28 protein-coding genes are annotated in these 20737 nt (G+C 71.8%); all 28 read right to left on the bottom strand.

What is annotated here, in order from left to right:
* Window positions 1-333: 333 nt before the first annotated feature.
* Complete coding sequence (locus ACFWUY_RS28835; RefSeq protein WP_384115843.1) at window positions 334-1209, bottom strand: hypothetical protein; 876 nt, start codon at window positions 1207-1209, stop codon at window positions 334-336.
* Window positions 1206-2135: a ParA family protein gene (locus ACFWUY_RS28830; RefSeq protein WP_384115840.1), complete on the bottom strand. Its 930-nt coding sequence runs from the start codon at window positions 2133-2135 to the stop codon at window positions 1206-1208. The genes ACFWUY_RS28835 and ACFWUY_RS28830 overlap by 4 nt, the downstream gene beginning before the upstream one ends.
* A gap of 146 nt (window positions 2136-2281) precedes the next feature.
* Window positions 2282-2812, bottom strand: a complete 531-nt coding sequence (locus tag ACFWUY_RS28825) for a hypothetical protein (protein ID WP_384115837.1) — start codon at window positions 2810-2812, stop codon at window positions 2282-2284.
* Complete coding sequence (locus tag ACFWUY_RS28820) at window positions 2809-3228, bottom strand: hypothetical protein (RefSeq protein ID WP_384115834.1); 420 nt, start codon at window positions 3226-3228, stop codon at window positions 2809-2811. Before ACFWUY_RS28820 ends, ACFWUY_RS28825 begins: the two co-directional genes overlap by 4 nt.
* 27 nt (window positions 3229-3255) lie before the next feature.
* Window positions 3256-3432: a hypothetical protein gene (locus ACFWUY_RS28815; protein WP_384115831.1), complete on the bottom strand. Its 177-nt coding sequence runs from the start codon at window positions 3430-3432 to the stop codon at window positions 3256-3258.
* Complete coding sequence (locus tag ACFWUY_RS28810) at window positions 3429-3914, bottom strand: hypothetical protein (protein WP_384115828.1); 486 nt, start codon at window positions 3912-3914, stop codon at window positions 3429-3431. The genes ACFWUY_RS28815 and ACFWUY_RS28810 overlap by 4 nt, the downstream gene beginning before the upstream one ends.
* Window positions 3914-4120, bottom strand: coding sequence for a hypothetical protein (locus tag ACFWUY_RS28805; protein WP_384115825.1), 207 nt, complete (start codon window positions 4118-4120; stop codon window positions 3914-3916). The genes ACFWUY_RS28810 and ACFWUY_RS28805 overlap by 1 nt, the downstream gene beginning before the upstream one ends.
* Before the next feature lie 22 nt (window positions 4121-4142).
* Entirely contained in the window at window positions 4143-4412 is a 270-nt protein-coding gene (locus ACFWUY_RS28800) for a hypothetical protein (protein ID WP_384115822.1), read from the bottom strand.
* A complete protein-coding gene (locus ACFWUY_RS28795) occupies window positions 4409-4855 on the bottom strand; it encodes a hypothetical protein (RefSeq protein ID WP_384115819.1) in 447 nt (148 codons plus the stop codon). Before ACFWUY_RS28795 ends, ACFWUY_RS28800 begins: the two co-directional genes overlap by 4 nt.
* A complete protein-coding gene (locus ACFWUY_RS28790; protein ID WP_384115816.1) occupies window positions 4852-5538 on the bottom strand; it encodes a GGDEF domain-containing protein in 687 nt (228 codons plus the stop codon). The genes ACFWUY_RS28795 and ACFWUY_RS28790 overlap by 4 nt, the downstream gene beginning before the upstream one ends.
* Window positions 5539-5626: 88 nt before the next feature.
* Window positions 5627-5902: a hypothetical protein gene (locus tag ACFWUY_RS28785; RefSeq protein ID WP_384115813.1), complete on the bottom strand. Its 276-nt coding sequence runs from the start codon at window positions 5900-5902 to the stop codon at window positions 5627-5629.
* 120 nt (window positions 5903-6022) lie between these two features.
* Entirely contained in the window at window positions 6023-6868 is an 846-nt protein-coding gene (locus ACFWUY_RS28780) for a hypothetical protein (protein WP_384115810.1), read from the bottom strand.
* 92 nt (window positions 6869-6960) lie between these two features.
* Window positions 6961-7965 (bottom strand): AAA family ATPase, encoded by a 1005-nt coding sequence (locus tag ACFWUY_RS28775; protein ID WP_384115807.1) that lies wholly within the window; start codon window positions 7963-7965, stop codon window positions 6961-6963.
* On the bottom strand, window positions 7962-8300 hold the full coding sequence (locus tag ACFWUY_RS28770) for a hypothetical protein (protein ID WP_384115804.1): 339 nt from the start codon (window positions 8298-8300) through the stop codon (window positions 7962-7964). The genes ACFWUY_RS28775 and ACFWUY_RS28770 overlap by 4 nt, the downstream gene beginning before the upstream one ends.
* A complete protein-coding gene (locus ACFWUY_RS28765) occupies window positions 8297-8881 on the bottom strand; it encodes a hypothetical protein (protein WP_384115801.1) in 585 nt (194 codons plus the stop codon). The genes ACFWUY_RS28770 and ACFWUY_RS28765 overlap by 4 nt, the downstream gene beginning before the upstream one ends.
* A 119-nt stretch (window positions 8882-9000) precedes the next feature.
* On the bottom strand, window positions 9001-9462 hold the full coding sequence (locus tag ACFWUY_RS28760; RefSeq protein WP_384115798.1) for an RRQRL motif-containing zinc-binding protein: 462 nt from the start codon (window positions 9460-9462) through the stop codon (window positions 9001-9003).
* Window positions 9462-9596, bottom strand: coding sequence for a hypothetical protein (locus ACFWUY_RS28755; RefSeq protein ID WP_384115795.1), 135 nt, complete (start codon window positions 9594-9596; stop codon window positions 9462-9464). The genes ACFWUY_RS28760 and ACFWUY_RS28755 overlap by 1 nt, the downstream gene beginning before the upstream one ends.
* 56 nt (window positions 9597-9652) lie before the next feature.
* Window positions 9653-9868 (bottom strand): hypothetical protein, encoded by a 216-nt coding sequence (locus ACFWUY_RS28750; protein WP_384115792.1) that lies wholly within the window; start codon window positions 9866-9868, stop codon window positions 9653-9655.
* A gap of 116 nt (window positions 9869-9984) precedes the next feature.
* Complete coding sequence (locus ACFWUY_RS28745; protein ID WP_384115789.1) at window positions 9985-10791, bottom strand: hypothetical protein; 807 nt, start codon at window positions 10789-10791, stop codon at window positions 9985-9987.
* 115 nt (window positions 10792-10906) lie between these two features.
* Entirely contained in the window at window positions 10907-11437 is a 531-nt protein-coding gene (locus tag ACFWUY_RS28740) for a hypothetical protein (RefSeq protein WP_384115786.1), read from the bottom strand.
* 90 nt (window positions 11438-11527) lie between these two features.
* Window positions 11528-11671, bottom strand: coding sequence for a hypothetical protein (locus ACFWUY_RS28735; protein WP_331735969.1), 144 nt, complete (start codon window positions 11669-11671; stop codon window positions 11528-11530).
* A 100-nt stretch (window positions 11672-11771) separates the two neighbouring features.
* Complete coding sequence (locus tag ACFWUY_RS28730; RefSeq protein WP_384115783.1) at window positions 11772-11960, bottom strand: hypothetical protein; 189 nt, start codon at window positions 11958-11960, stop codon at window positions 11772-11774.
* A 90-nt stretch (window positions 11961-12050) separates the two neighbouring features.
* Window positions 12051-14192: a chromosome segregation protein ParM gene (locus tag ACFWUY_RS28725; RefSeq protein WP_384115780.1), complete on the bottom strand. Its 2142-nt coding sequence runs from the start codon at window positions 14190-14192 to the stop codon at window positions 12051-12053.
* Window positions 14193-14273: 81 nt separating this feature from the next.
* Window positions 14274-14693, bottom strand: coding sequence for a conjugal transfer protein TraB (locus tag ACFWUY_RS28720; protein ID WP_384115777.1), 420 nt, complete (start codon window positions 14691-14693; stop codon window positions 14274-14276).
* A gap of 22 nt (window positions 14694-14715) precedes the next feature.
* Complete coding sequence (locus ACFWUY_RS28715; protein ID WP_384115775.1) at window positions 14716-16938, bottom strand: ATP/GTP-binding protein; 2223 nt, start codon at window positions 16936-16938, stop codon at window positions 14716-14718.
* Window positions 16939-17068: 130 nt separating this feature from the next.
* Entirely contained in the window at window positions 17069-17377 is a 309-nt protein-coding gene (locus ACFWUY_RS28710) for a hypothetical protein (RefSeq protein ID WP_384115772.1), read from the bottom strand.
* A complete protein-coding gene (locus ACFWUY_RS28705) occupies window positions 17374-17850 on the bottom strand; it encodes a hypothetical protein (RefSeq protein ID WP_384115769.1) in 477 nt (158 codons plus the stop codon). Before ACFWUY_RS28705 ends, ACFWUY_RS28710 begins: the two co-directional genes overlap by 4 nt.
* 214 nt (window positions 17851-18064) lie before the next feature.
* On the bottom strand, window positions 18065-20638 hold the full coding sequence (locus tag ACFWUY_RS28700) for a hypothetical protein (protein WP_384115766.1): 2574 nt from the start codon (window positions 20636-20638) through the stop codon (window positions 18065-18067).
* Between the last annotated feature and the right edge of the window lie 99 nt (window positions 20639-20737).

Raw genomic sequence — 20737 nt, 5'->3', positions numbered from 1 at the left:
TGACCTGGGCAAAAGCGTGATCCCGTAGGGCGGGAGAGTTCACCGGAACTTCACGGCCGATCCCGTACGGCGGGAGCTTTCGGCGACGCGGTGCCCGCCCGGCGGACACCGCCACGGCCATGCAAATGCTGCGCGGCAACTGGGCGGAAAGTTGAAGGACAGAGACACGACGACGACGTGACAGGGGACCTCCCTAGTTGGGGAAGTCCCGCTCAATCACAGGAACAGCCCGCCGCTCACCCCTTGAGCGGCGGGCTGTTGTTGCCCTCACATACGGTGCGTTCGATTCATTCGAACAGTTCCTTCCAAATTTGGAAGGCTCGCTGTGACCTACTACTGGCCCGTTGGCCGGTCGCGGTCCTTCGCCCAGCGGACCAGAGCCTGGTAGACCCGGGTGTCGTTCGGGTCCGCGAAGGCTTCGGCCAGGGTGCGGTTCAGCTCTCGCCGAGGAATGCGACCTCGCTTGAGGTCATCGGCCAGCTGTCGGGCCCTTCGACTGACGGCCTGGCGGAGCTCCGCGTCGGCCGGATCCTCGGAACCGTCTTTGTCCTGGTCCTGGTCCTGGTCCTGATCCTGGTCTTGGTCAGGTTCGGTGAGCGCCTTCTCGGCTTGTTCCCGGATCTGTTCGGTGGGGTCGCCGCCGTTCTGCGGGCCGGGCAGCTCGCGGACAACCTCGGTGATGGCCTTCGCGGTGACCTTGGGAAGGGCCTCACGGAGCAGACCGTGCAGGGTGGCTGCCGCTTCGACGCCGTACTGCTCAACGATGGGGAGTAGGGCTTCCACGTGGGAGCGGGTGAGCTTGGGGACGTCGGGCAGGAGGCGGGCCGCGAGTCGCCAGCCGCGCCGCATCCTGCTGGAATCGGCCAGAGTGACGTCCCAGTCATCCAGCAGGGCCTCGAAGGTGGAGTACTCCGCCCGGTACAGGTGCCGGTTCGCCACGGCATCCAGCGCCTTGCCGGTCATCCAGTAGGACGCGTGGTGAGAGCGGATCACACTCTCGCAGACCGCGAGGTCCTTGCGCTCCGCGTCAGTGAGCGGCTGGTCGGAGCTGGCAGCGATGGACGGATCCGGGAGGGTGTCCAGCGTGAGGGCGGCAGGATCGACGGCGGCCGTGGTCTTGCGAGCCAGTCCAGCGAGCCCTTGGGAGCGTCGGGGGCGCTCGTTGAGGCCGAAGCGTTCAGCGGTGGTCTCGGAGTCGGTCGTTGTCATGCTGCGTCACCTTCGGCGGCCCGGGTCAAGATTTCTCGGGCGAGGGTAGCGAAGTCTTCCGCGACGGAGGCGGAGGTGGCGGACACGACGGTGCCGGCGGCGGCGCGGCCTGCACGGAGGTCCCAGAACTTGGGGTTACTTGCGGCTGCTTCTTCCAGCTCGTGGATCAGGCGACCGTGGCTTCGGGCGTCCTGGCCGACCGCTTCGGCGTAGCGGACGATCGTGTCGAAGAGGTAGGCGTCGGCACCGAGTTCTTCGGCGATCCAGCCGCGGGCGTTGCGGTGGATCTGCTTGGAGGCGCTGCCGGTGGCGTAGAGGACGACCCCGAGCAGTTCGAGGTCGGGGTTCACGCTGCGGCGTACGAGCTGCACCTGTCGGGAGATGCTGCCAAGGCCGTCGTTGATGCTCGCTTTGTCGGAGCGGGTCGGCGCGACCATCCAGCGGGCGGCCGACAGGGCCAGCTGCTGCAACGGCGGGTTCTCGGGGGCGCTGTCGAGGACGACCAGGTCGTAGGAGCGCGCGATGGGGGACAGGCACACGGCCAGGGCCAGGGCCTGTCGGTGCTGCTGCATGCGGAAGGTCGCCGCGAGCATGTCGGGAGCGGCGCCGATGTGCTGGCCGCCAACGATGACGTCCAGGCCGGTGCGCACGTCACGGACCGGCTCCAGTGCCTTGCCGGTGCGCAGAGCCTCGTAGAAGGCGGCGCCTTCGTCGTCGGCTGCGGTTCCCCGGTATCCCAGGTCCCGGCCGACGTTGCCCTGCCCGTTGACGTCGACCAGGAGGACGTTGCCTCCGTCGGCGGCGACCAGGCCGGCGAGGTTGGATGCGAGCGTGGTCTTGCCGACGCCGCCCTTGCCGTTGGCGATGACGTAGGTGTTGCTCAACGCTTCCCGGTCGATCGGCGGGGTCTCGTCGTCATCGAGCATGGACGTCTACTCCTGTCGGATACGGGGTGATGCTGCCCCGCATCGTGCCACGGCCGCGCTGTATCACCGCTGTCCGCCCTGAAAACACGAAAGGCCCGCACCCCTCGGGAGAGGGGATGCGGGCCTGGACGGATCACTCGTGCGCGTCAGGCTGCCCAGCTGGCGGGCGCGCCTTCGTCGGGGTTGGGGATGTCGGCGGCGGTCACCAGGGCGGCGGGGTGGCGCATGGCGGTTACGGGGACGGCGCCGGGTTCATCGGCTGGCACCCACACCATCCGCCAGGTGTCGTCCCACTCGCATCCGCAGCCGTGGTCCGGGTGCGGGTGCCGTAAGAAGACGCCGTGGGTGTGGACCGCGCGCGGGATGCGGGGGATGAGCCGCGCCGGGTCGTCGCCTGGGTAGAGGTGCAGGTTTCGCCAGCCGTGGATCCGAGCCATGTACGCGGCGGCGGCCTCGATGATGTCGGCCCACCGCTGGTGTCCGAGGACGATGAACCCCACCGGGTAGAGGTGATCCTCGGCGGCGTCGTCGATCCCGGTGACATAGAGGCCGCGGTGGACGACGAAGCCGCTGTCCGCCGCATCGTCGGCGCACGGCGTCCAGAGCTGTTCGACGGGGTGCGGGGTGCCGTCGTCGCCCTCGCTGGTCTCGATCTCGTACGGGGCCGTGGTGGTCATGCGCTCGCTCCGGTGCTGGTGTCGGCCGCCTTGAGGACCCGCGGCAGATGGACGTGGAGGTGTTCGACGTCGACCTGGCGGCCGCGGTCGCGGAGTTCGCGGGCAAGCAGTTCGGTGAGACCAGATGCCCTGTGCCTACCTCCTGCACAGCCGATCGCGATCCGGCGGGGGCCGGCGGGCAAGTCGGCGTAGTCGGCGAGGTTGGCGAGGAGCTCACGGGCGCCGGGGGTGTTGAGGACGACGTCCTGGACGCGGGGGTGGAAGCCGTCGAGGTCGAGGATGTCGCGGGCGGCGGCCGGGTCGCGAAGCCGGGCGCGGACGTCCTCGATGCGGTCGGCAGCGGGCGGGACGGGGGAGCCGTCCGGGCCGGTGGGCAGGTGCAGGTAGCCGAACGAGATCAGGCGGATCGGGTGCAAGGGGTTCTCCTGCTTCGGTTGGACGGGCTATCGGGTGGTGGTGCCGGTGACCACGAGGAACTGGTCGGTGGTCAGGTCCATCACGACGTGGGCGTCGTGGCCCTGGGTGCGCTGGGCTGCGGCGTACTCGTCGGCGGGCCAGGAGCCGCGGGGGTGGCCGGCGGGGAAGCGTTCCAGGACGGTGCGGGGCGCGGCGGTGGTCATCGGTCGTCACCGCCGTGCACGCGCTCGTGGATGTCGATCAGGGTCGTGATGGCGTCGGGGTTGTCGGCGAGGCCGACCCACGTGCCGCGCACGGTGAAGACGGGCACGGCGTCGGTGTCACCGTCAAAGATCACGCAGTAGTCGCCGTACCGGTCGATGACCATGTCGCTCAGGACCAGCATCGGAGCGGTGTCCAGGACCTCCAGGACCTCCACGGCGAGCCGGGCGGACCCGCCGGGCGTCTGGGGCTGGACCAGGGCGCCGGTGACGCGCAGCAGGTCGCCGGGCTGTATGCCGGTCAGCAGCTCGTGGACGATCCCGGCGGCCGCGCTGGTGCAGGAGACGACCGTGTCGGGGGCGTCCTCGGGGAGGGTGTCCGCGTCGACCGGACACACGGTCAGGTCGAACATCGCGGTGCCGTGCGGGCCGGGGGCGGGGATGGCGTCGACCCAGCCGTCGACGGCGCAGTGCGTGGTGTCCATCAGCTGGCCTCCGCCAGGGTCTTGGTGGTGCGCGGCGAGCGGGGTCGGGGGGTGTACTGCGCGCGGAGCAGGAGCTCGCAGTTACGGCGCTGCTGCTCCGGGGTGATCGGCCGGGGCTTCGGGCCCTGGCGGTGCCAGAGCGGGGAAGCGGGCGGCTCGGGATAGGCGAGGGTGGGGTCGACGTCGTGCTGCGGTGTGCTGCCCACGGGGGCCTCCAGGTGGAGGAGTTCAGGCGTGGTTGTCGTCGCGCCGGCGCTTGGGCTGGACGTCGGAGGCGAACCTCCCGAGGCGGGCCTCGGTGGGGTGCTCGGAGATCCAGTTCTCAGCGCACGCCTTGTGGGAGGGCTCCCCGGAGTGGGAGCGCATCGGCGTGGGCTGCTCGCACAGCGCGCAGGGGCGCATTTGCCAGTGGTCGTAGTGCTGGCTGTCGCGCCATTCGAGAAGGCCGCCGGGAGGCGGGACGCAGCCCGGCTCGAACGGCGGCTTCTTACGGGTCACGGTCGCAGGTCGGGCAACTGCTGGAAAACCTGGGAGAGCAGGTCCGGTGTCGGCTTCCAGGGACCGAGCTGCCCGCCGACGGGGACGGGCAGGGCGAGCTCTTGGACGTCGGTGAGCACCAGGTGCCACGCATCGGTCTGCGCCCACTCGGTACAGAGCGGGGAGCCGTCGGGGTCCTGGTGGCAGTCGGTGAGGCGGGCGACGCCGATGACCGCACCGAGGTGCAGTTCGCGGCCGCGGATCGTGCGGGCGACCAGCGGGTCGCGCAGCACGGCGGGCTCCGGCTTCGCCATCCCGGCATGGAGCAGGACCCAGCCTCGCCAGCTCCAGGGCTTGGGCCTGTTCTCCGTGCTCTTGCCCGCGAGGATGCAGGTCGCCCAGGGCTGGCGGATGGTGATGCCCCGGATCCAGTCGCCGCCGCCCTCGAGTTCGGCGGCGCTCACGCGGCACCCGCCAGAAGGTGCGTGCCACGGCGGCCGGCGCGGCGGCCGTTGACCGTCTTCACGTAGGCGTCGGCCCGCGTCGCGAAGTACGGGAACGCCGCCTCGCCCTTCTTGACCCTGTACATCGCGGTGTCCGCGCCGCGCAGGATCCGGCTCATGCTCTCGCCGGGCAGGTCTGCCGCGCGGGAGATGCCGATCGAGACGTCCAGGCGCAGCGTGTGCCCCTCGTACTGGAGGGGCTGTTGCAGCTGCTCGCGCAACGCGGTGATCTCCGCGAGGGCGGCCGACGTCGGGAACACGGCGCAGACGGCGAACTCGTCGCCGCCCAGCCGGGCCGCGAGCGCCGTACGGCTGGAGCTCCAGCGGGCGAGGCGGTGGCCCATGGTCTGGATGACGGTGTCGCCCGCGGCGTGGCCGTAGGTGTCGTTGACGGCCTTGAAGTCGACCCCGTCCAGCATCAGGACGTGCACGGCGTCCCGGCGGCGGGTGCGCAGGAGCCGCTCGCCGTACGCGACGAACTCGGGCCGGCACGGCAGGCCGGTGAGCTGGTCCTTGCGGGCGTCGGCCAGGCGCCGGTGGAGCGTCAGGGCGTGGACGGTCCAGCCGGTGAGCGGGACCGCGAGGGTGGTGATGAGGAGCGCGCGTTGCCCGGATCGGGCCTGTACGCGCAGGGCGGAGTCCATACTGGTGTCTCCCTCTCGTCTCGTACGGGATGGGGAACCCGGGGCAGGCGACGGTTTCGACGCCTGTGACGCCTGCCTCGGGGCGAATTCACATCAGGCTGTTGGGGTTGACCCACGCCTTCGTGGTGGCCTTGTGCCAGTCCAGGACCCAGTCGGCGCGCAGGCCGCGCGCGGCCCATCCGTCGCTGGAGTCGTCGGGGGCCGGTCGGCCGGCGGACACGTACTGCACGGCCCGGTCGTAGGCGCTGTGCGCGGCGGCCAGGGCCTCGCCCGGTCCGGCGGCGCAGCCGGTGAAGACGTGCAGTCCTCGCCGGTCCTCGTCCGTCGCGTGGTGTATCGGGACGTCCACCTCGTATCGGCGCATGACGTCCAACTCCTCTCTGTGTTGAGGGACCACCGCGACCGCCCCGGCCTCCGTCGTACGGGGAGGCCGGGGCGGCACGGAGCGTCCGTCAGGCAGCAGCCGAAACGGAGGGCGGGGCGGTCAGGCGCGGTAGACGGGCGGGCGGACTCCGGCACGGAGCTCGCGGATGATCGAGCAGGGGCCCTTGGTGGCGCAGTACGCGTCGTCGGTGTCCGGGAGCGCGTTGCCCGTGGTGCCCCACATGTCGCGGGCGACCGCGTTCACGACGCGCAGCATCTCCCCGTTGTTGGGGCGGCAGGCGCTGTTCTGGTCGCCGACGCCGTGCCGGGCGGCGCTGATGAGGTGCTGGCGGGCCTGGCGGGCGGCCCAGCGTCGGCTGCTGGGGCCGGTGTTCTCGTGCACGTGCCCGCTGTCGTGGAAGGTGTCCAGGTGGCAGGCGGTGCAGTGGTAGGTGACCAGCTGCTGAGGCTCGCTGTCGGGAAGCCACTTGCCTTCGAACTCGAAGACGATGACCTCCGCACCCGGGATCTCGGTGTGCGCGAAGGCGGTGACGAGGCCGACGCCGTCCGCGATCCCGCCACGTGCAGCCACGTTCCAGAAGACGCGGGGGAGGAAGTCGTCCCAGCCCTTGCCGTGGGGCCACTGGGCGTACATGACGCCCTGGGAAGCGTCGAAGGTCGCCGTGCCGTCGACGTTGTCGCGCTGGTACTGCTCGATCTGGGCGATCGACCCGAAGTAGGTCGCGGAGAACTCCTCGGACTCCAGGAAGATCAGCCCGTACCCCTCGGGGCGGGTGTCGTGGCCGTTGTCCTTCAGCATCTCCACCATGTCCCCGTAGCCGGGGTTCCCAGGGGCGATGGTGGCGACGAGGGGCAGCCGGTACCGGTCGCAGCTGGTGACGTGGGCCGGGTTGGTCTCGCTGACGTTGTGCGCGGTGCCGTACGTGTTCGTGATCGTGATGCTCATGGCTGGGTGTCCTTCCCGGGGTAACAGCGGGCGCCCGGCGTGGCCGGGTCGTGGCGGGTTCGGGCTGTTCGGTGAAGCGCCGGCGGCGCGGCTCACGCGCGGACCGCGTCCGCGTACTGCGCCTCCAGGTCCGCGCGGCCCTCGGAGTCGTCGTCCTGGAGGGCGTGGTCGTCGGCCTCCTGGTCGACGTCGTCGGGCCCGCCGTGGACGGTGCAGCGCACGTCCGGGTCGGTCATCAGCTCGCCGGTCAGCGCGCGCAGAAGGTCGGTGACGTTGTAGGCCGGCGCCCACGCCTGGCCCTCGCATTCGGCGTCGGCCGCGCACCCGACCAGGATGTCGAAGCCGACGTCGCCCTCGCCGTCGATGTCGTTGCGCTGGGCGAGGACGATGCGGTCGGCCCCGAGCCGGATCTCCGCGACGCGGTCGCCGCCGGCGAGCGGCGAATTGTCGCGCCAGCGCCACATCGGCAGGATCTCGGGGCCGAAGGTGCGGCGGACCAGGAGCAGGTCGCCCAGGCCCTCGTTGTCGTCCCAGCCGAGGTCCGCGCGCCGGGCATCGCTGAGCGGCTGGAGCAGCGCCTGGAGGCGGTAGACGTTCTCCGCGACGACGACGTGGTCGAACCCTTCGGCGGGCAGGCCGGGGAACGCGTCGACCATCGCGGCGTGCTGCGCCCGTACGACGTGCTCGGGCACCCGCCGGTTCGCGGGCCGGCCTTCCTGACGCTCCACGCACACGGAGAGCGGGGTCGGGACGACCAGGGCGACCGTGGGTACGCCGTGTCGGCGGGCGGTGGCGATCAGGTCGGCGCGCACGGATTTCTCGCAATTCGTCGCATCGAGGACGGTCATCTTGTGGCGGGCGAGGCGGGCCTCGAGGACGGCCTGGAGCGCGAACACCGCGTCCTCGGTCGATTCCTGGCACCCGGCGTCGTCGCTGACCATCGCCCTGAACCTGTCGAGCTCCAGGACCTGCGTGGCGGGCCAGGTGGAGGCCCACGTCGACTTGCCCGAACCGGCCGCGCCGATCAGGCAGACCAACGAGGGCTCCGGGATCGTCGTGTCGACGGGCAGTGCGTTGTCCAGGCGGAAGGTGGTCATTCGGCTTCTCCCTGCGGGTCAAGAGCACGGGTGGCGTAGTAGGTCTGCAGGCCGGCGTTCTCGGTGATGAGGGCTGCGGCCTCGTGCAGCGGGCACGACATCTCGCCGTCGCGGTCCGGCTCGATCCGTCCGGCGGCCTGTCCGGCGACGGTGAGCAGCTGCGCGAGGGAGCCGAAGACGCCGTCCTGGCGGTGGTCTTCGTGGTGGAGCTCGCGCAGGATCTGCGCGAGCTCCTGGGCGCCGATCTCGCCGCGCAGTTCGTCCTCGATCTGCTGGAGGGCGAGCTGGGCGATCCCGGCGGAGGCGCGGACTCGGTCCAGGCGGGTGCGGGTCACCGGCGGGCGCCGGGACGGGTGGTGAGCCAGACGGTGACGGCGGCCGCACCGACCCCGATCGCGTGGTGCAGAGCGGCATCCAGCTCCATCCACGCGCTGCCAGGTCCGGTGAGCTCCTTGGTGACCGTGCCTTCGTCGTCGAGGCGGACCGCCTGGCAGTGGTCGATGTACCCGGTCTTCCTGGTCTTCTTCGCCAGCCACAGCAGAGCGGCCCCGCGGTCGATCGCCGCGTGCGTCCCGGCGTTGATGGCCGCACCGGCGAGCAGCGCGGTCGGCGTGACGCGGTAGCCGAACGCGCGGGTGATCGCGATGGTCGCCCCGAGCTGCACAGCGGTGTACGAGGCGACATGGCAGGCCACGGCACGCCTGCCGAGCGCGCTGGTGGTCATCGTCGGGCGGCTGGAGTCCTCGGTGGCGGGGGAGCCGTCGGCGTGGACCAGGTCCTTGCCGTACAGCCGCTTCCGCGAGGCCGTCATACTGCCCTGGACCCAGTGGTCGCAGGCAGGATGCAGCTCGCCGAAGGTCGCCAGCAGGGTGCCGAAGAGGGCCAGGCGCTCGGTGGTGAGGGTCAATCGGGGCATGCTGGGGTTCTCCTGATCTCGATACGGGTGAAGGGAGCGGGCGGCCGGCCTTTTGCCGGTGCTGCGGCCGCCCGGGTGTGGCCCCCGTCCCGGCCTGTGTGGCCGGGACGGGGGCCGCGTCACGCGGCCAGCCGGTGTCCGGCGGCCGCCGTGGGCGCGAAGTAGCTGCTGGGGTCTACCGGGGTGCCGTCGAAGCACTCGATGCAACAGCCGAGCTTCTTGGAGAGGCAGAAGTAGAAGCGCCTGCGGCAGTCGCCGCAGGTCTGGCGAGCTGCCATCGCCTTGTCCAGGGCCCACTCCTGAGCGAGCGTCGGAACGCGCTTGGGCACGGCCAGGTCGACGCGGAGCAGATAGCCACGGGTCGGATGGATGCACGCCCACTGCGGCCGGTATCCGCACCACTTGCAGCGCAGGATCGCGACCGGGCCGTCGTTGGCACCCGGGCTGAGGCCCATGTCCCTGAGCTGACGCCTGGTGACCAGGCCCTCGGGGACAGCGCCACGATCGAACTCGGGCAGGGTCGTGTCGCTGCGCGGCACCCGATGGACTTCGCGGCGGCGCTTCTTGCGACGGCGGGGCATCACTGGTTCCAGGTGCCGGGCAGCCGGTGGGGGCGGTACGGGTAGCGGGGGCCGGGACGCTGCGGGCGGGGCCGGCCGATACGGCGGCGCGGGCGGGGGATGAGCACGGGCAGTTCCTCCAGAGGTCGGTGCACAGCGCCGCACCCCCGCCCACGTCGGATGCGGCGGCGAGGGTGCGGCGGGTGACGGATCAGGCGGGCGTGTGCGTGCGGTGCGCGCCGGGCGTGGTCGGTGCCGGCGTGGTGTGGCTCGGGCGCGGGTGCTGCGGCTGCTGGTCGGGGGCGCCTTGCAGGTGGGTGCCGATCAGGTAGCCGATCAGCAGTCCGCCGGTGCCGTAGACCTTGTGCCGGTTCGCCTTCCACCAGGTGGGCGGGGTCGGCTTTGTCAGCACGCCTATGACGGCCACGTCTTTCTCCATTCGGTCGGGGACAGGGCGGGTGGTGCGGGAGGCCGGTCGGCCTGTCCGGCCCTCGCCCGGCCCGCGGCTGCGGGGAGGGCGAGGACCAGGCGGAGCGACCGGGGTCAGCGCTGGAGCGGGTGGACGTTGTCGGGGGTGTCGTCGTCGGGCGCGGGGGCCGGGGCGGGGATGTGGATCTCGGGCCGGATCTCGATCTGGGGCTGGAAGGCCGGGGCGGGCGGGGGGAAGTTGTTGATGTTGATGAAGGGGCGCAGGCTCAGGCCGCGCAGGGCGAGGGTGGAGGCGATGGTCCAGGCGAAGACGGCGATGGCGGTGGCGACGGTGCGCCCGTCGGCGGGGGTCGTGGTCCACACGACCGCGACCGTTGCGCCGCCCCAGCAGGTCCATGTGAGGCGGGCGCCGGTGGCGCCGATGAAGCCGCCGATCAGGCCGAACAGGCCCGTGAGCTGCCAGAAGATGTAGATGGCGGCGCCGCTGACCGGGAGGCCGGCGGTGTGCTGGGCGATGTAGGTGCGGATCGGGTTGTCGACCAAGCCCCAGAACTCGCCGGTGGCGCTGGTGCCGACCTGGGTGGCGGGCACCGCGTCGGCCAGGCGGTTGAGGGCGGCGTCGAAGATGTCCCCGGCGGTGTCGAGCAGGATGATGACCGCGCACATTCCGGTGAGGATCAGGACGGCCTTGATCCAGTTGGCCATGCCGTGCCATCCGGCCTGCGGGACCTGGCGCAGTTCCTCCCACCGTCCGTGCAGGAAGCCGCCCTGCTCCCAGGAGGCGTTCCACGCGGCGCGCAGCTGGGCGAGGTTGGTGCCGGGCTCCTTGTCCGGGCCGGTGGCCGGCGGGGGCATCTGGTCGAGCAGGTCGAGGAAGCTCGGGTTGTTCTGGCCGTTGATGGGCTTGTCGTCGGACTGCATGGCGGGGCGCTCCCTTGATTGGGTTCGTGTGACGGGGGGGGTGTGCAGGCCGGAGGGCCTGGCCCGCACCCGACCGCGTGGGTTCGGGTGCGAAGCAGGTGGTCCGGAGCAGGGGTCAGAGGAGGCGGGCGTCGGCGAGGCCGGCGGCCTGGTCGAGCATCCGCATCGGGATGCGGCCGCTGGCGAAGGCGTCGTTGAAGGACGGCACGGAGTCGACGTCGCCGAACTTGCGGCGGATCGCGTCCATCAGGACCTCCAGACCGCGCGACTCCAGGCTCTGGTCGCCGCGGGCTTCGACGTGGATCGCGCCGTACAGGCAGCGGGCGCCTTCCGCGTCGACCAGGGCCCCGGAGCACCACCCGCCGGTGAGCAGCCGATGGTGCGCGCGTTGCAGGAGCGCTGCCACCGGCGTCGGGTACGGGGTCGGGGGCTGGAGGGTCGGGGTGAGCGGGAGCGTGACGACGTCGCCCAGGTCGACCGGCTCGGTCGGGATGTGCGCGGTGTTGACCTCGTAGGCGACGGCTGCTTCCTCCAGCCGGACGGTCATCGCGGCGTTGATGAACGCCATGCGTTCCTCGAGGGACAGTTCCGTCGGCGCGGCGGCCGGGGTGGGGTGGGCTATGGCGGGGGCTGGTGTGGTGGGCATCGGGGCTCCAGGCGGGGTACGCCGAAGGGCGCCGCCGGGGTGTGTCCGGCGGCGCCCTTCGGCGTCGTGCAGCGGGGAGGGGAGGACCTGCTAGTCGGGGGTGTAGTTCAGCGCGCCGCAGTTCCAGCAGTCCCATTCGTCGGGGACGTCGACCAGGTCGCAGCAGTCGCACCCGTCACCGTGGACGACGCAGTCCTCGCCGCAGTCCCAGCAGGTGTAGTGCAGGTGTGCCATGCCCTCGTCTCCCCCGTGTGGTTGGTGGGGCCCGACAAGAGCATGCGTCAGATTCCGGCGTTCTACTGCCGGGTTGGCGGAACTGGCCGACGGACAACGATCAGAAGCTGGCGACCAGTCCGGCCAGCGAGGCGAGGCCGCTGTTGATGAGCGGGGCCAGGCCGGTCGCGGCGAGGGTGAAGCCGAACAGGCTGCACGCCAGCATGGAGCCGAAGCGGACGTAGCCGCCCTTGAGCAGGACGAACACGATGATGCCCAGCAGCACGGCGGCGGAGATGGACAGGGCCACGACGGGGTCCTCCTTGATGGGATCGGGTGGGGGCCGGCCCGTGCTCGGGCAGGCCGGCCCCCACCGGTGACGGGTTGGGAACGGAGAGGGTCAGACGTTGTTAAGGCTCTTGATGGCCTCCAGCGCCTGGCGGGGCGAGATGACCTGGGACTCGCGGCTGCTGCCGGACTTCGGCCCGCGCTTGCCGCCACCGCCCTTGCCGCCACCGCGACGGCGGGAGCCACCGTCGTCGTCGCCGTCTCCCTTGGACTCGGGCCAGAACTCCCCGGGCCTCGGCTCGGGCTCGCTCCAGTCGAACCACAGGCCGCGCTTTTCCAGCTCGCTGATCTCGTAGTCGGTGAGGCGGTTGACCTCGCTGGGGAACAGGTCGGCCAAGTCGGTGTCGAAGTCCACGTACAGCGCCTTCATCAGGACGGCCCGCCCGTTGTCGAGAACCACGACCGCGACACCGCCGGTGGAGACACCGTTCTCGGGTTCGGCCTCTCCGGCCATGGCCCGCTCGATCGCACTGCCTTCCTTAGGGGCGTAGCGGGCGGGGATGGTCGGGACGTCGTAGGCGTTCTCCATGGTGCCCTCCGCCGCCTTGCGGGTGGCGCCGGGCGAACCCATGTTGAAGATGACCGGCCTCGAGTTCTGGCGGAGGTTGTCCTTCATCTCCGTGGAGAAGCCGTTGTGCGCGAACGGGCTCTGTCCGGCTGGGTTGAAGCCGATGCCGTACTTGAGGCCCATGACGGTCAGGGCGTCGCCGTCGGCCTGAATGAACTCGCCGTAATCAGAGTCCTGGCTCGCGGTCATGAACTCATCGGCATAGACGTTGAGCTGCTTGTAGGGGCAGCGCGGGTCGCCGGGCTTGTAGTCGTGCGGCTTACCGTCGTGCGCCCACGGCATCTCCGCCCTGATCTCGCACAGGGCCTTGGCCGCGCGCAGCTGGCGGGCCATGTAGATCGGGGTGATGCCCTGGCGGTCGATGAACTCACCGAGGGCGGTCGTCTTCTCGTCCTTGAAGCATGACGACAGCCACACGATCTGTCCGGCGTTGGACTCGGCCACCATGGTGACGGCGAAGAACTGCGTCTTGCCGCCGCGGGTGACGCCGAGGACCAGGCCGTGCTTGGCGGCGTTCTTGTCGTGCTGGAACACGAAGTTGTGCACCGGCTGGCCGGTGATGCTGAACCCGCACACGTACATGCCGGTCTTCGTATCCGGGGTGAGCAGCTCACGGGTGGCGGGGAACGTCGGGGACAGCGGCGGGGTGTCGAACACGCTGATCAGGAACTCGGCTCCTTCGATCAGCACGAAGACGCGGCTGTCGTCCTCGGGCAGGCCCAGGGCACGGCAGACCTTGGGCAGGTCGATGCGCGGGGTGTCGGTGGAGTCGGTCATCTTCGCCCGGTAGAACGTCACGCCGCGCTCGTCGTCGCGGGTGGTGTGGACCAGCTCGGAGCCGGGGGCGCCGCCCTTGGGGCTGCCGACCCTGCCCGTCCACTTCTCCTGGTCGGTCGGCTTGGTGCGGCGGCGCTGGTTGGCGTCGGGGGTGATGTGCACCTCCAGCCAGCCCGGCCCGCCCTGCCGTCCGGGCTGGATCGCGACCGGGGAGAAGGCCACGTCGTCCTCGTGGACGTAGAACGCCGCGGCGACGGCGGCCTCGGACAGGCCCGTGATCGGCCGTCCGGTCTCCGAGGCGCGCAGCAGGAGCGTGTAGTCGTTGCGCATCGCCGGGTGCCGGGTGACGGTGACGATGTGGGTGCGGGCGGGCATCCCCGCGCGCTCCCACAGCACCCGCGCGTCGCGGGTCAGCAGGTCCGCGCCGTCGTCCACCACCGCAGCGGGCTCGGGAGCTTCGGCGGCCACCATCTGCGGGGCGGGGGCGGCGAGGGCGGGGCGGTGGCGGCGGCGGGCGTGCCGGGAGAACGGCATCACCAGGTAGCCGGCCGCCGCCCATGTGGCGGCGAGCAGCGCGTCCAGCCCGTACGGGCCGAAGCCGGTGGTGTGTCCGGCGGCGGTGTCGATGGCGGCGGCCAGGACCAGCGGGGACCAGCGCAGGATCTTGCGTCCGGCGCCGTGCTCGTCGCTCTTGGCGGCCAGGATCCAGCCGCCGATCCCGGCGGCGCCGGCCAGCTGCACGATCTGGTTGACGGGGCTGTCGGGGTAGAGGTTCGGGGCCACGGCCAGCACGGGCGCGGCGAGGGTGTAGGCGAGACGTTCGAGCACGACACTGCGCGGCGTGGACACCGTGGGCTCCTTGGGGAACGGGGACGGGCGGCCCCGCAAGGTCTGCGGGGCCGCCCGTGGCGGGGTGGGGGAGGGGAGGGGTCAGCGGTCGAAGAAGCCCGGCCTGGGGGTCTTCTCGCGCCGGTTGGAGCGGATGTCGTCCAGCGCCCCGTACAGCTTGGAGTGGGTGCCCTTGGTCTCGTGGGTGAGGTCGGCGGTCTCCTGCGCGGTGTCGCACAGCCGCTTGACCTCCACGGCGGCGCCGCCCAGGGCGACGGAGACCAGGTTGGTCACCTCCACGAACTTGCCGTCCAGGCCGGCGTTCTCGATGTCGCGGGCGACGTTCTCGGTACGGGTCGCATTCGCCTGCATGCTGCGCCGCAGCGACTCGAGTTCGAGGGTGGCGTCGTCCATGGCCTTGCCGAGCTTGTCCAGCTTGTTCTGCACGGCCTTGTAGCGGTTGTCGCCGTCGGCCGGGGCCGGGGCCGCGCCGGTACTGCGGGGTGCGAGGTCGCTGCTCATCAGCGGCAGTCCCTTCGTGGTTCTAGTCGTGGTGGGCGGCGGCCGACGCGTGCGCGAGGCCGGCGTCTTCCTTGGCGGCCATGTCCTGGCCGTAGACGCGGGCGACCTGGGTGGCCGCGAGCTTGGCGGCCTCCTTGGCGATGCCGCACTGCTCCGCGCACCGCTGGGCCTGCTCCTTCATCCGGGCCGCGGAGTCGGCCAGGTCGGCGATCAGGTCGGTGACGGCGGTGGAGATGTTGTGGTCGCCGACCAGGTCGGCGGCCATGTCCCGCAGCGCGTCAGCGACCCTGGCGAGCGCCTCCATCAGCGCTTCGGCGCGCTCCTGGTCCGAGGCGGCCTTGATGGCGATGTTCGCCATCTCCATCAAGAACTCGTCGAACGTGATGTCCGTGCGGTGCTGGGCGGCCAAGTTGCCCTGGCCGGACGGCTTGCTGACCGATGCGCTGCTCACGCTGCTCCCCTCCGTGGCTGTGGGCCGGCTGGTGCCGGGACGTGCGGTGTGCTTCTCCGGCGCGGGCGGCAGGCCCTTGACGCCGGTCGTCATCGCGGCCGGGCCGTCGGGGACGATGTCCGCGTCGACGATGTCGTCGCCCCCGGCCTTGCGGTCGGTGCGCGGCGGGCGGGTGGGGTGATCGGGCCACTCCACCGTCGGGGTGGGCGGCGGCCCGAACCGGCTATCCGAGGAACCCCCGGACCGGCCGCGCCGACCGGCACCCGCCGTACGACCGGCACGTCCGGCACGTCCGGCGCGGCCCGTGCGGCCCGTGCGGCCCCATCGTCCGGCGCGGCCCGAATCGCCGGCGCGGCGGCGGAACCGCCGGCGCTTCTTTGAGCCGTCAGACGCCCCGTCAGCGGCCTTGTCGTCCTTGCCGGACTCATCGGCCGCCGGGGTGTCCTTCCCGGCGCTGGAGGCCCCGCCAGGGGCTTCCTTGGCGCTCTTGTCGTCCTTGCCGTCGGTGCCCTTCCCCTTGGCGTCCTTGTCCTTGGTCAGGCTCACCTTCTCCGTGCCATCCGCCTTGGCGTCCTTGGCGTCCTTGGCGTCCGCGGCGGCCTTCGCGTCGGCGCGGCGCTTGTCGAAGCGCCGCTGGGCTTCCTCGCCGACGGCCTGGCCCAAGGTGGTGCGGCCGGTGTCGGCCGACGCCGCGGCTTCCCGCTTCGCCTTCCGTGCCGCCTCGCGCTCCGCCTTCTTGTCCCGGCGGTCCTGCCATTCCTGCTGCCGGTTGGCGCGGGCCTGGTCGCGGTTCTTGCTCCGGTCGGCGATGCCGGCGGTGTGTCCGGCGCTGCGCCGCTCCTGCCGTCCGGCCTGACGGGTACCGGCGCGATCGGCGCGGCCGCGGGCCCGCTCCGCACGGGCGTTGGACGCCGGGCTGTTGTGTTGCGCCCGGCCGCCGTCGCCCTTCGAGCTGCTGCCCCTGCCGGAGCCGCCAGAGCCGCTGTGGGAGCCCTTCGAGCCCCCTCCCGGTCCGGAGCGACCGGGACCGGATGAACGGTTGGCAGAGGACCGGTCAGGGCCCTTGCCGCCGCCCTTGCCGCCGCCGCCCGCCCCGGACCCCGAACGACCGGCGGTGCCGCCGGAGTTGGAGCCGCGCGACCCGGGCCCCTTCGACCCGGGCCCCGAGCTGTTGCGGGGTCCGCCGCCGCTGCTGCCGCCCCCGCCACGCGAGGACCCGCCGCCGCCGGCCTTCGAGCGGCCCTTGTCGGCGCCCAGCCCGGAGCTGGAGGACTTCGTGCGGTCGGCGTCTGCCTTTCCGCGGGCCGCCGCCTTGTCGCCCTTCGCCTTCATCATCGCGGCATGGAGCTTTCCGTTCTGCTCCATCATCGCGACTTCCTGCGCGGTGCGGCCTTCCAGCAGTGCGGCCTTCCGCGCTATTTCAGCCTCACGGAAAGGCGCTTCGCTTTCGTGGTTGTACCGCGCCATTTCCAACCGGAGTTCCAGCCAGTCACCGAGACGATCGGCAAGAGAACGAGGCTGCTCATATTCGCCCTCCTCGTATTCACCGTCATCTTCTCCGACTTCCGGCGGGGCAATTCCCTCGGAACGCAACGCCATTGCCGGGTCCGGCGCGGCCGGAATCGTCGGCAACTGCATCGTCGTCTCTTCCGGCGACTCCGGGGGCGCGGCGGGAACGTCCTCCGGCGGCGGAATGGTGTCGCCGTAATCCGCGATCGGCGGCGGCACGTACGAGGACTCGCCGCGCCAGGGGCCGCGGACCAGGATCCCGTTCGGGTCATCCACGTCGGACACGGGGCGCCTCCTTCCAGGGGGTTGACAGACAGGGGGGTCTCGTGTGCACGCGTGTGCACGTGCACGTGTGCACGCATTACGCGAGGCGAAGGCCCCGCCGGAGTCCGGCGGGGCCTTCGTTGGTGGGTGCTCAGTTGCGCGGCGGGTGCTTCGCCACGACCTGCTCCGCGTACTGCAGCAGGTCGTTCCAGATCCGCTCGTTGCCCTCCACGCGCTGGTCCAGCGCCGTGATGAACAGGCGGCAGACCAACGCGAATCCGGCGTAGACGCCCGGCCGGTTCGCCTTGACGTCTTTAGCCATTCGGGATCGTGCCAGGCGGAGCCAGAATTCCATCTGCCCCGCCTCGCCGCGAGATTCGCGGGCTTTCCTCGCCTCTTCCTTCAGCCAGTTCTGGCGCTGCTCTGCGGAGCGTTCTGCGCTGCTGAGGGGGCGGTTCACGCCGACTCCCGGTTACCCAGGTCGTAAATCGACGTGGGACCACCATACCCGGAATTGTGGCCCTGTCCACCCTGCTGCGGCGGATTCTGCGGGGCGGCCTGGAGCGGCGGGGCATTCTTCCGCTTCTTTTCCAGCTCCTTTTCCTTCCTCTTCTTGGCGGTATTCGAGACCGCCTCGTCGTGGGCGCGGCGCTTGAATGCGCTCTTTTCCAGTCCCTTGGTGACGCCCTCGACGTGCTTGAGGACGTCCTTGAGAGCCCGCTCGACGGGCTGTGCGCGCAGCCAGGCGTCGTAGAACCGGTCGCCCTCGACGTGGGTATCGCGGCAGTGGACGCGGGTCTCCAGGGCCAGGGCCTCCAGGTTCCTGCCGATGTCCAGCAGGACCCGCTGAACGTCGGCCAGGTACCGGGCGGTTGCCTCGGGGTTCTGCGCCACATCGCGCAGGGGTGCGTGATTCGGGTCGTTGCTGTTCATGCGGAAAGACCTCCAGGTCTCGGGGTTGCTGATCCCCGAGGCTGTTGCGCGGGGTGGGGTGGTACTCGGTTCGTGCCTGGCCCGCTGGGGCCGCGCTCGGGGCGCGGTGCGGGCGAGCGGCCTGCCGGCCGTGGCCGTCACCGGTCCGCGCTCGGGGTGCGAGCGTGGACCGGGGGCGACCATGTGCGGCAGGACGGTTGTGCGGGCGGTCCGGTCAGCGGACCGTGTGCTGCTTGAGGGCGACCGCGATCTGTCCGGCGCGGTCCGTGGCGATGGTGCCGCCCTCGGTCCGGACCGCCTTGGCGATGTTGGCCCGGTTCAGCGGCTCGCCCTCGGTCCGAAGCCGGTCCAGCGCGGTCCGCTCCTGGTCCGTGAGCGTGATGACCGTGAGGTCCGGACCGCCATCCTCGCCACGGTCCGGACCGGAGACACCTTCTGGGTCCTCCTGGTCGGCCGGTCCGGTCCGGTCCGGCTCCTGCGGTCCGGGACCGGCGTCGACGGTCCGGACCGTCACCCCGCGTGCGCCCGCCGGGTTCTGGGTGGCGGGCACGGTCCGAGGTCCCCGGTCCGGACCGGGGCCGGTCGGCAGGTCAGCGCTCTGCGGTCCGGCCGGACCGGCCTCCAGGGCGAGCGCCGGTCCGCCGGTCCGGTCCGTGGCCCCTGCGGTCCGGACCGGACCGTGGACCGCGTTCCGGTCGCCCGGACCGGACCGGACCGGATACCCGCCGTGCTGGACCGGGCGGACCGGAACCAGGCTGTCCAGCGGTCCGGGCCGGTCCGTGCGGGTCAGGGTGAGGACGGTGGGGATGGCTGCCGGTCCGTGGTCGTCGGCCGCGAGGCGGGGGACGACGACCCGGTGCAGGGCCAGACCGGTCCGGGCCGCCTTGCGGTCCGCGAGCTCCGCGCCCGCTGCGGTCCAGGCCCGGTCCAGCGTGGTCAGGCGCGGGTCGGTGATCGCGAGGGACCATGCGGTGAAGGAGTGGACCGGGTAGCGGAACCAGCGGACCGCCCCGATCGACGGGCGGGCCTTGGCGACCTTGCCGTCCTCACGGAGCTTGCGGCGGTGGATCAGGGAGGCGTACAGCTCCCACAGCACCATCCCCACGATGCTCATGGCGGCGAATGCCACCGCCTTCGGGGTGAAGTGCCAGTAGGTGATCTGCTCCGTCCAGATCTCCTTCTTCGCGTCCCAGACCCGGCTGCCCTCCTCCGGCATCCCCGACGCGTGCCAGAAGTTCATGACCGCCGCCCCGAGGGCGAAGATCCATGTGCTGACGCGGTAGAGGGTTCCTGCGTCGCCGCCCTGGCGGGCCTGGTGGTACATCCAGCCCACGAACGCCGTCGACAGCTCCCACGCGGCGGCGAACAGGATCGTGAAGGGGACGACCCAGCCGAGGATGTCCTCAGCGAACCCGGCCTGGCCCGTCCACGCGACGGCCATCGGGGCGGTGATCGGACCGATCACCATCAACCGCTCCGCGTTGACCTTCACGAACTGCTTCACACGGTCGGACACGGCCGGCTTCCCGGCGCGGTCCGCAGCCCGCAGCTCCCGGACCTTCGCCCTGCGGGCCTCCTTCGCGTCCCGACGCTCCCCCTTGGCCTCGAGCTTGAGGCGCTTGCGCTCCAGCGCCCGCTCGGTGCGGTCGGTGGCGCGCTTCATCCGGGCGGCGGCCTCGGCCACCATGTCGTCGGCGGCCTTCAGCGTGACGTCCGCGTCCGCTTCCCGCAGCCGGGCCTGCGCCAGCGCCTGCTCGGCCTCCTTGAGGTCCGCGTCCCGCTTGGTACGGGCGGCGGCCAGGATGCGGTCGGCCTCCTCGCGCGCGGTGCGGGTCAGACGGTCCGCGTCCTCGGCCGCCGTCGCCCGCAGCCGGCCGATGTCCTCCTTGGCCAGCGTCCGCGTACGCGCCGCATCCGCACGGGACGCCTCCCGCTCCCGGGCAGCGTCCTCACGCAGCTCGGCTGCCGCCTTCTCCGCCCCAGCCTTCACCTGCGCGGCCTGGACGCCTGCGCTCTCGCGCAGCCGCTCAGCCTCGCCCCGAGCCTGCTCCAGGAGCTGGTCGGCGTCGGTGGTGGCGCGGGTGCGAGTCTCCACCGCGGTGCGCTCCGCAGCCGTCAGCAGCTCGGTGCGCACCGTCTCCGCTTCGGCGAGCGCCTTCGCGGCGGTCTGCGCGGCCTCGGTGCGGACCTGCTCCGCCTGCGCGGCCGCCGTGGCGGCGACCTCCTGCGCCTGGCGGTGGGCGTTGGCGAGCATCTGCTCGGCAGCCGCGTTGGCATCGGCAAGGACCTGGTCGGCCTCACTGGCCGCCGTCGCCGTGACGGTGTCGGCCTCCGTGCGCGCGTCGGCGAGCAGCTGCTCCGCCGTGGCTTCGGCGGCGGCGCGGACCTGGTCGGCGTTGGCGGCCGCGGTGGTGGCGGCCTCCGTGCGGACCCGGTCGGCGTCCGTCGCGGCGGCGGCCAGGAGGCGGGACTGCTCCGCGGTGGCGGCCTCGGTGATCGAGGCCGCCTCGGTGCGGGCGCCGTCCAGCAGCTCGGTGGCGAGCACCTGGCCGTCGGCGAGGATCCGCGCGACGTCGTCGGCGGCCTGGTCCCGGAGGTCGGCGGCGCGGTCGGCGGCGTCAGCCAGGACCGGGTCGGCCTCCGGGAAGACCAGCGGCACCGTCTCCTCGGGAGCGGCGGCCTGGGCGGGAACGGAGGCCGGCGTCGCCGGTGCCTTGGCGCGCCCGTTGCGGGACTTCGTGTTCGCCGCGGGCTGGCGCCGGCGGCGGGTGGCGGGCTTGGTGGCCACGGGGTGTCCTCTCTTCCGGGCGCCTCCGTACAGAAGGGGCACCGTGGATCTGCGGCGGTGGGTAGGGTCGTGAGCAGGCCCTCCGGGGCCCCGGCAGCT

This window comes from Streptomyces sp. NPDC058664, assembly GCF_042716635.1.
GTDB lineage: Bacteria > Actinomycetota > Actinomycetes > Streptomycetales > Streptomycetaceae > Streptomyces.
This window is presented reverse-complemented; position numbering and strand designations above follow the sequence as displayed.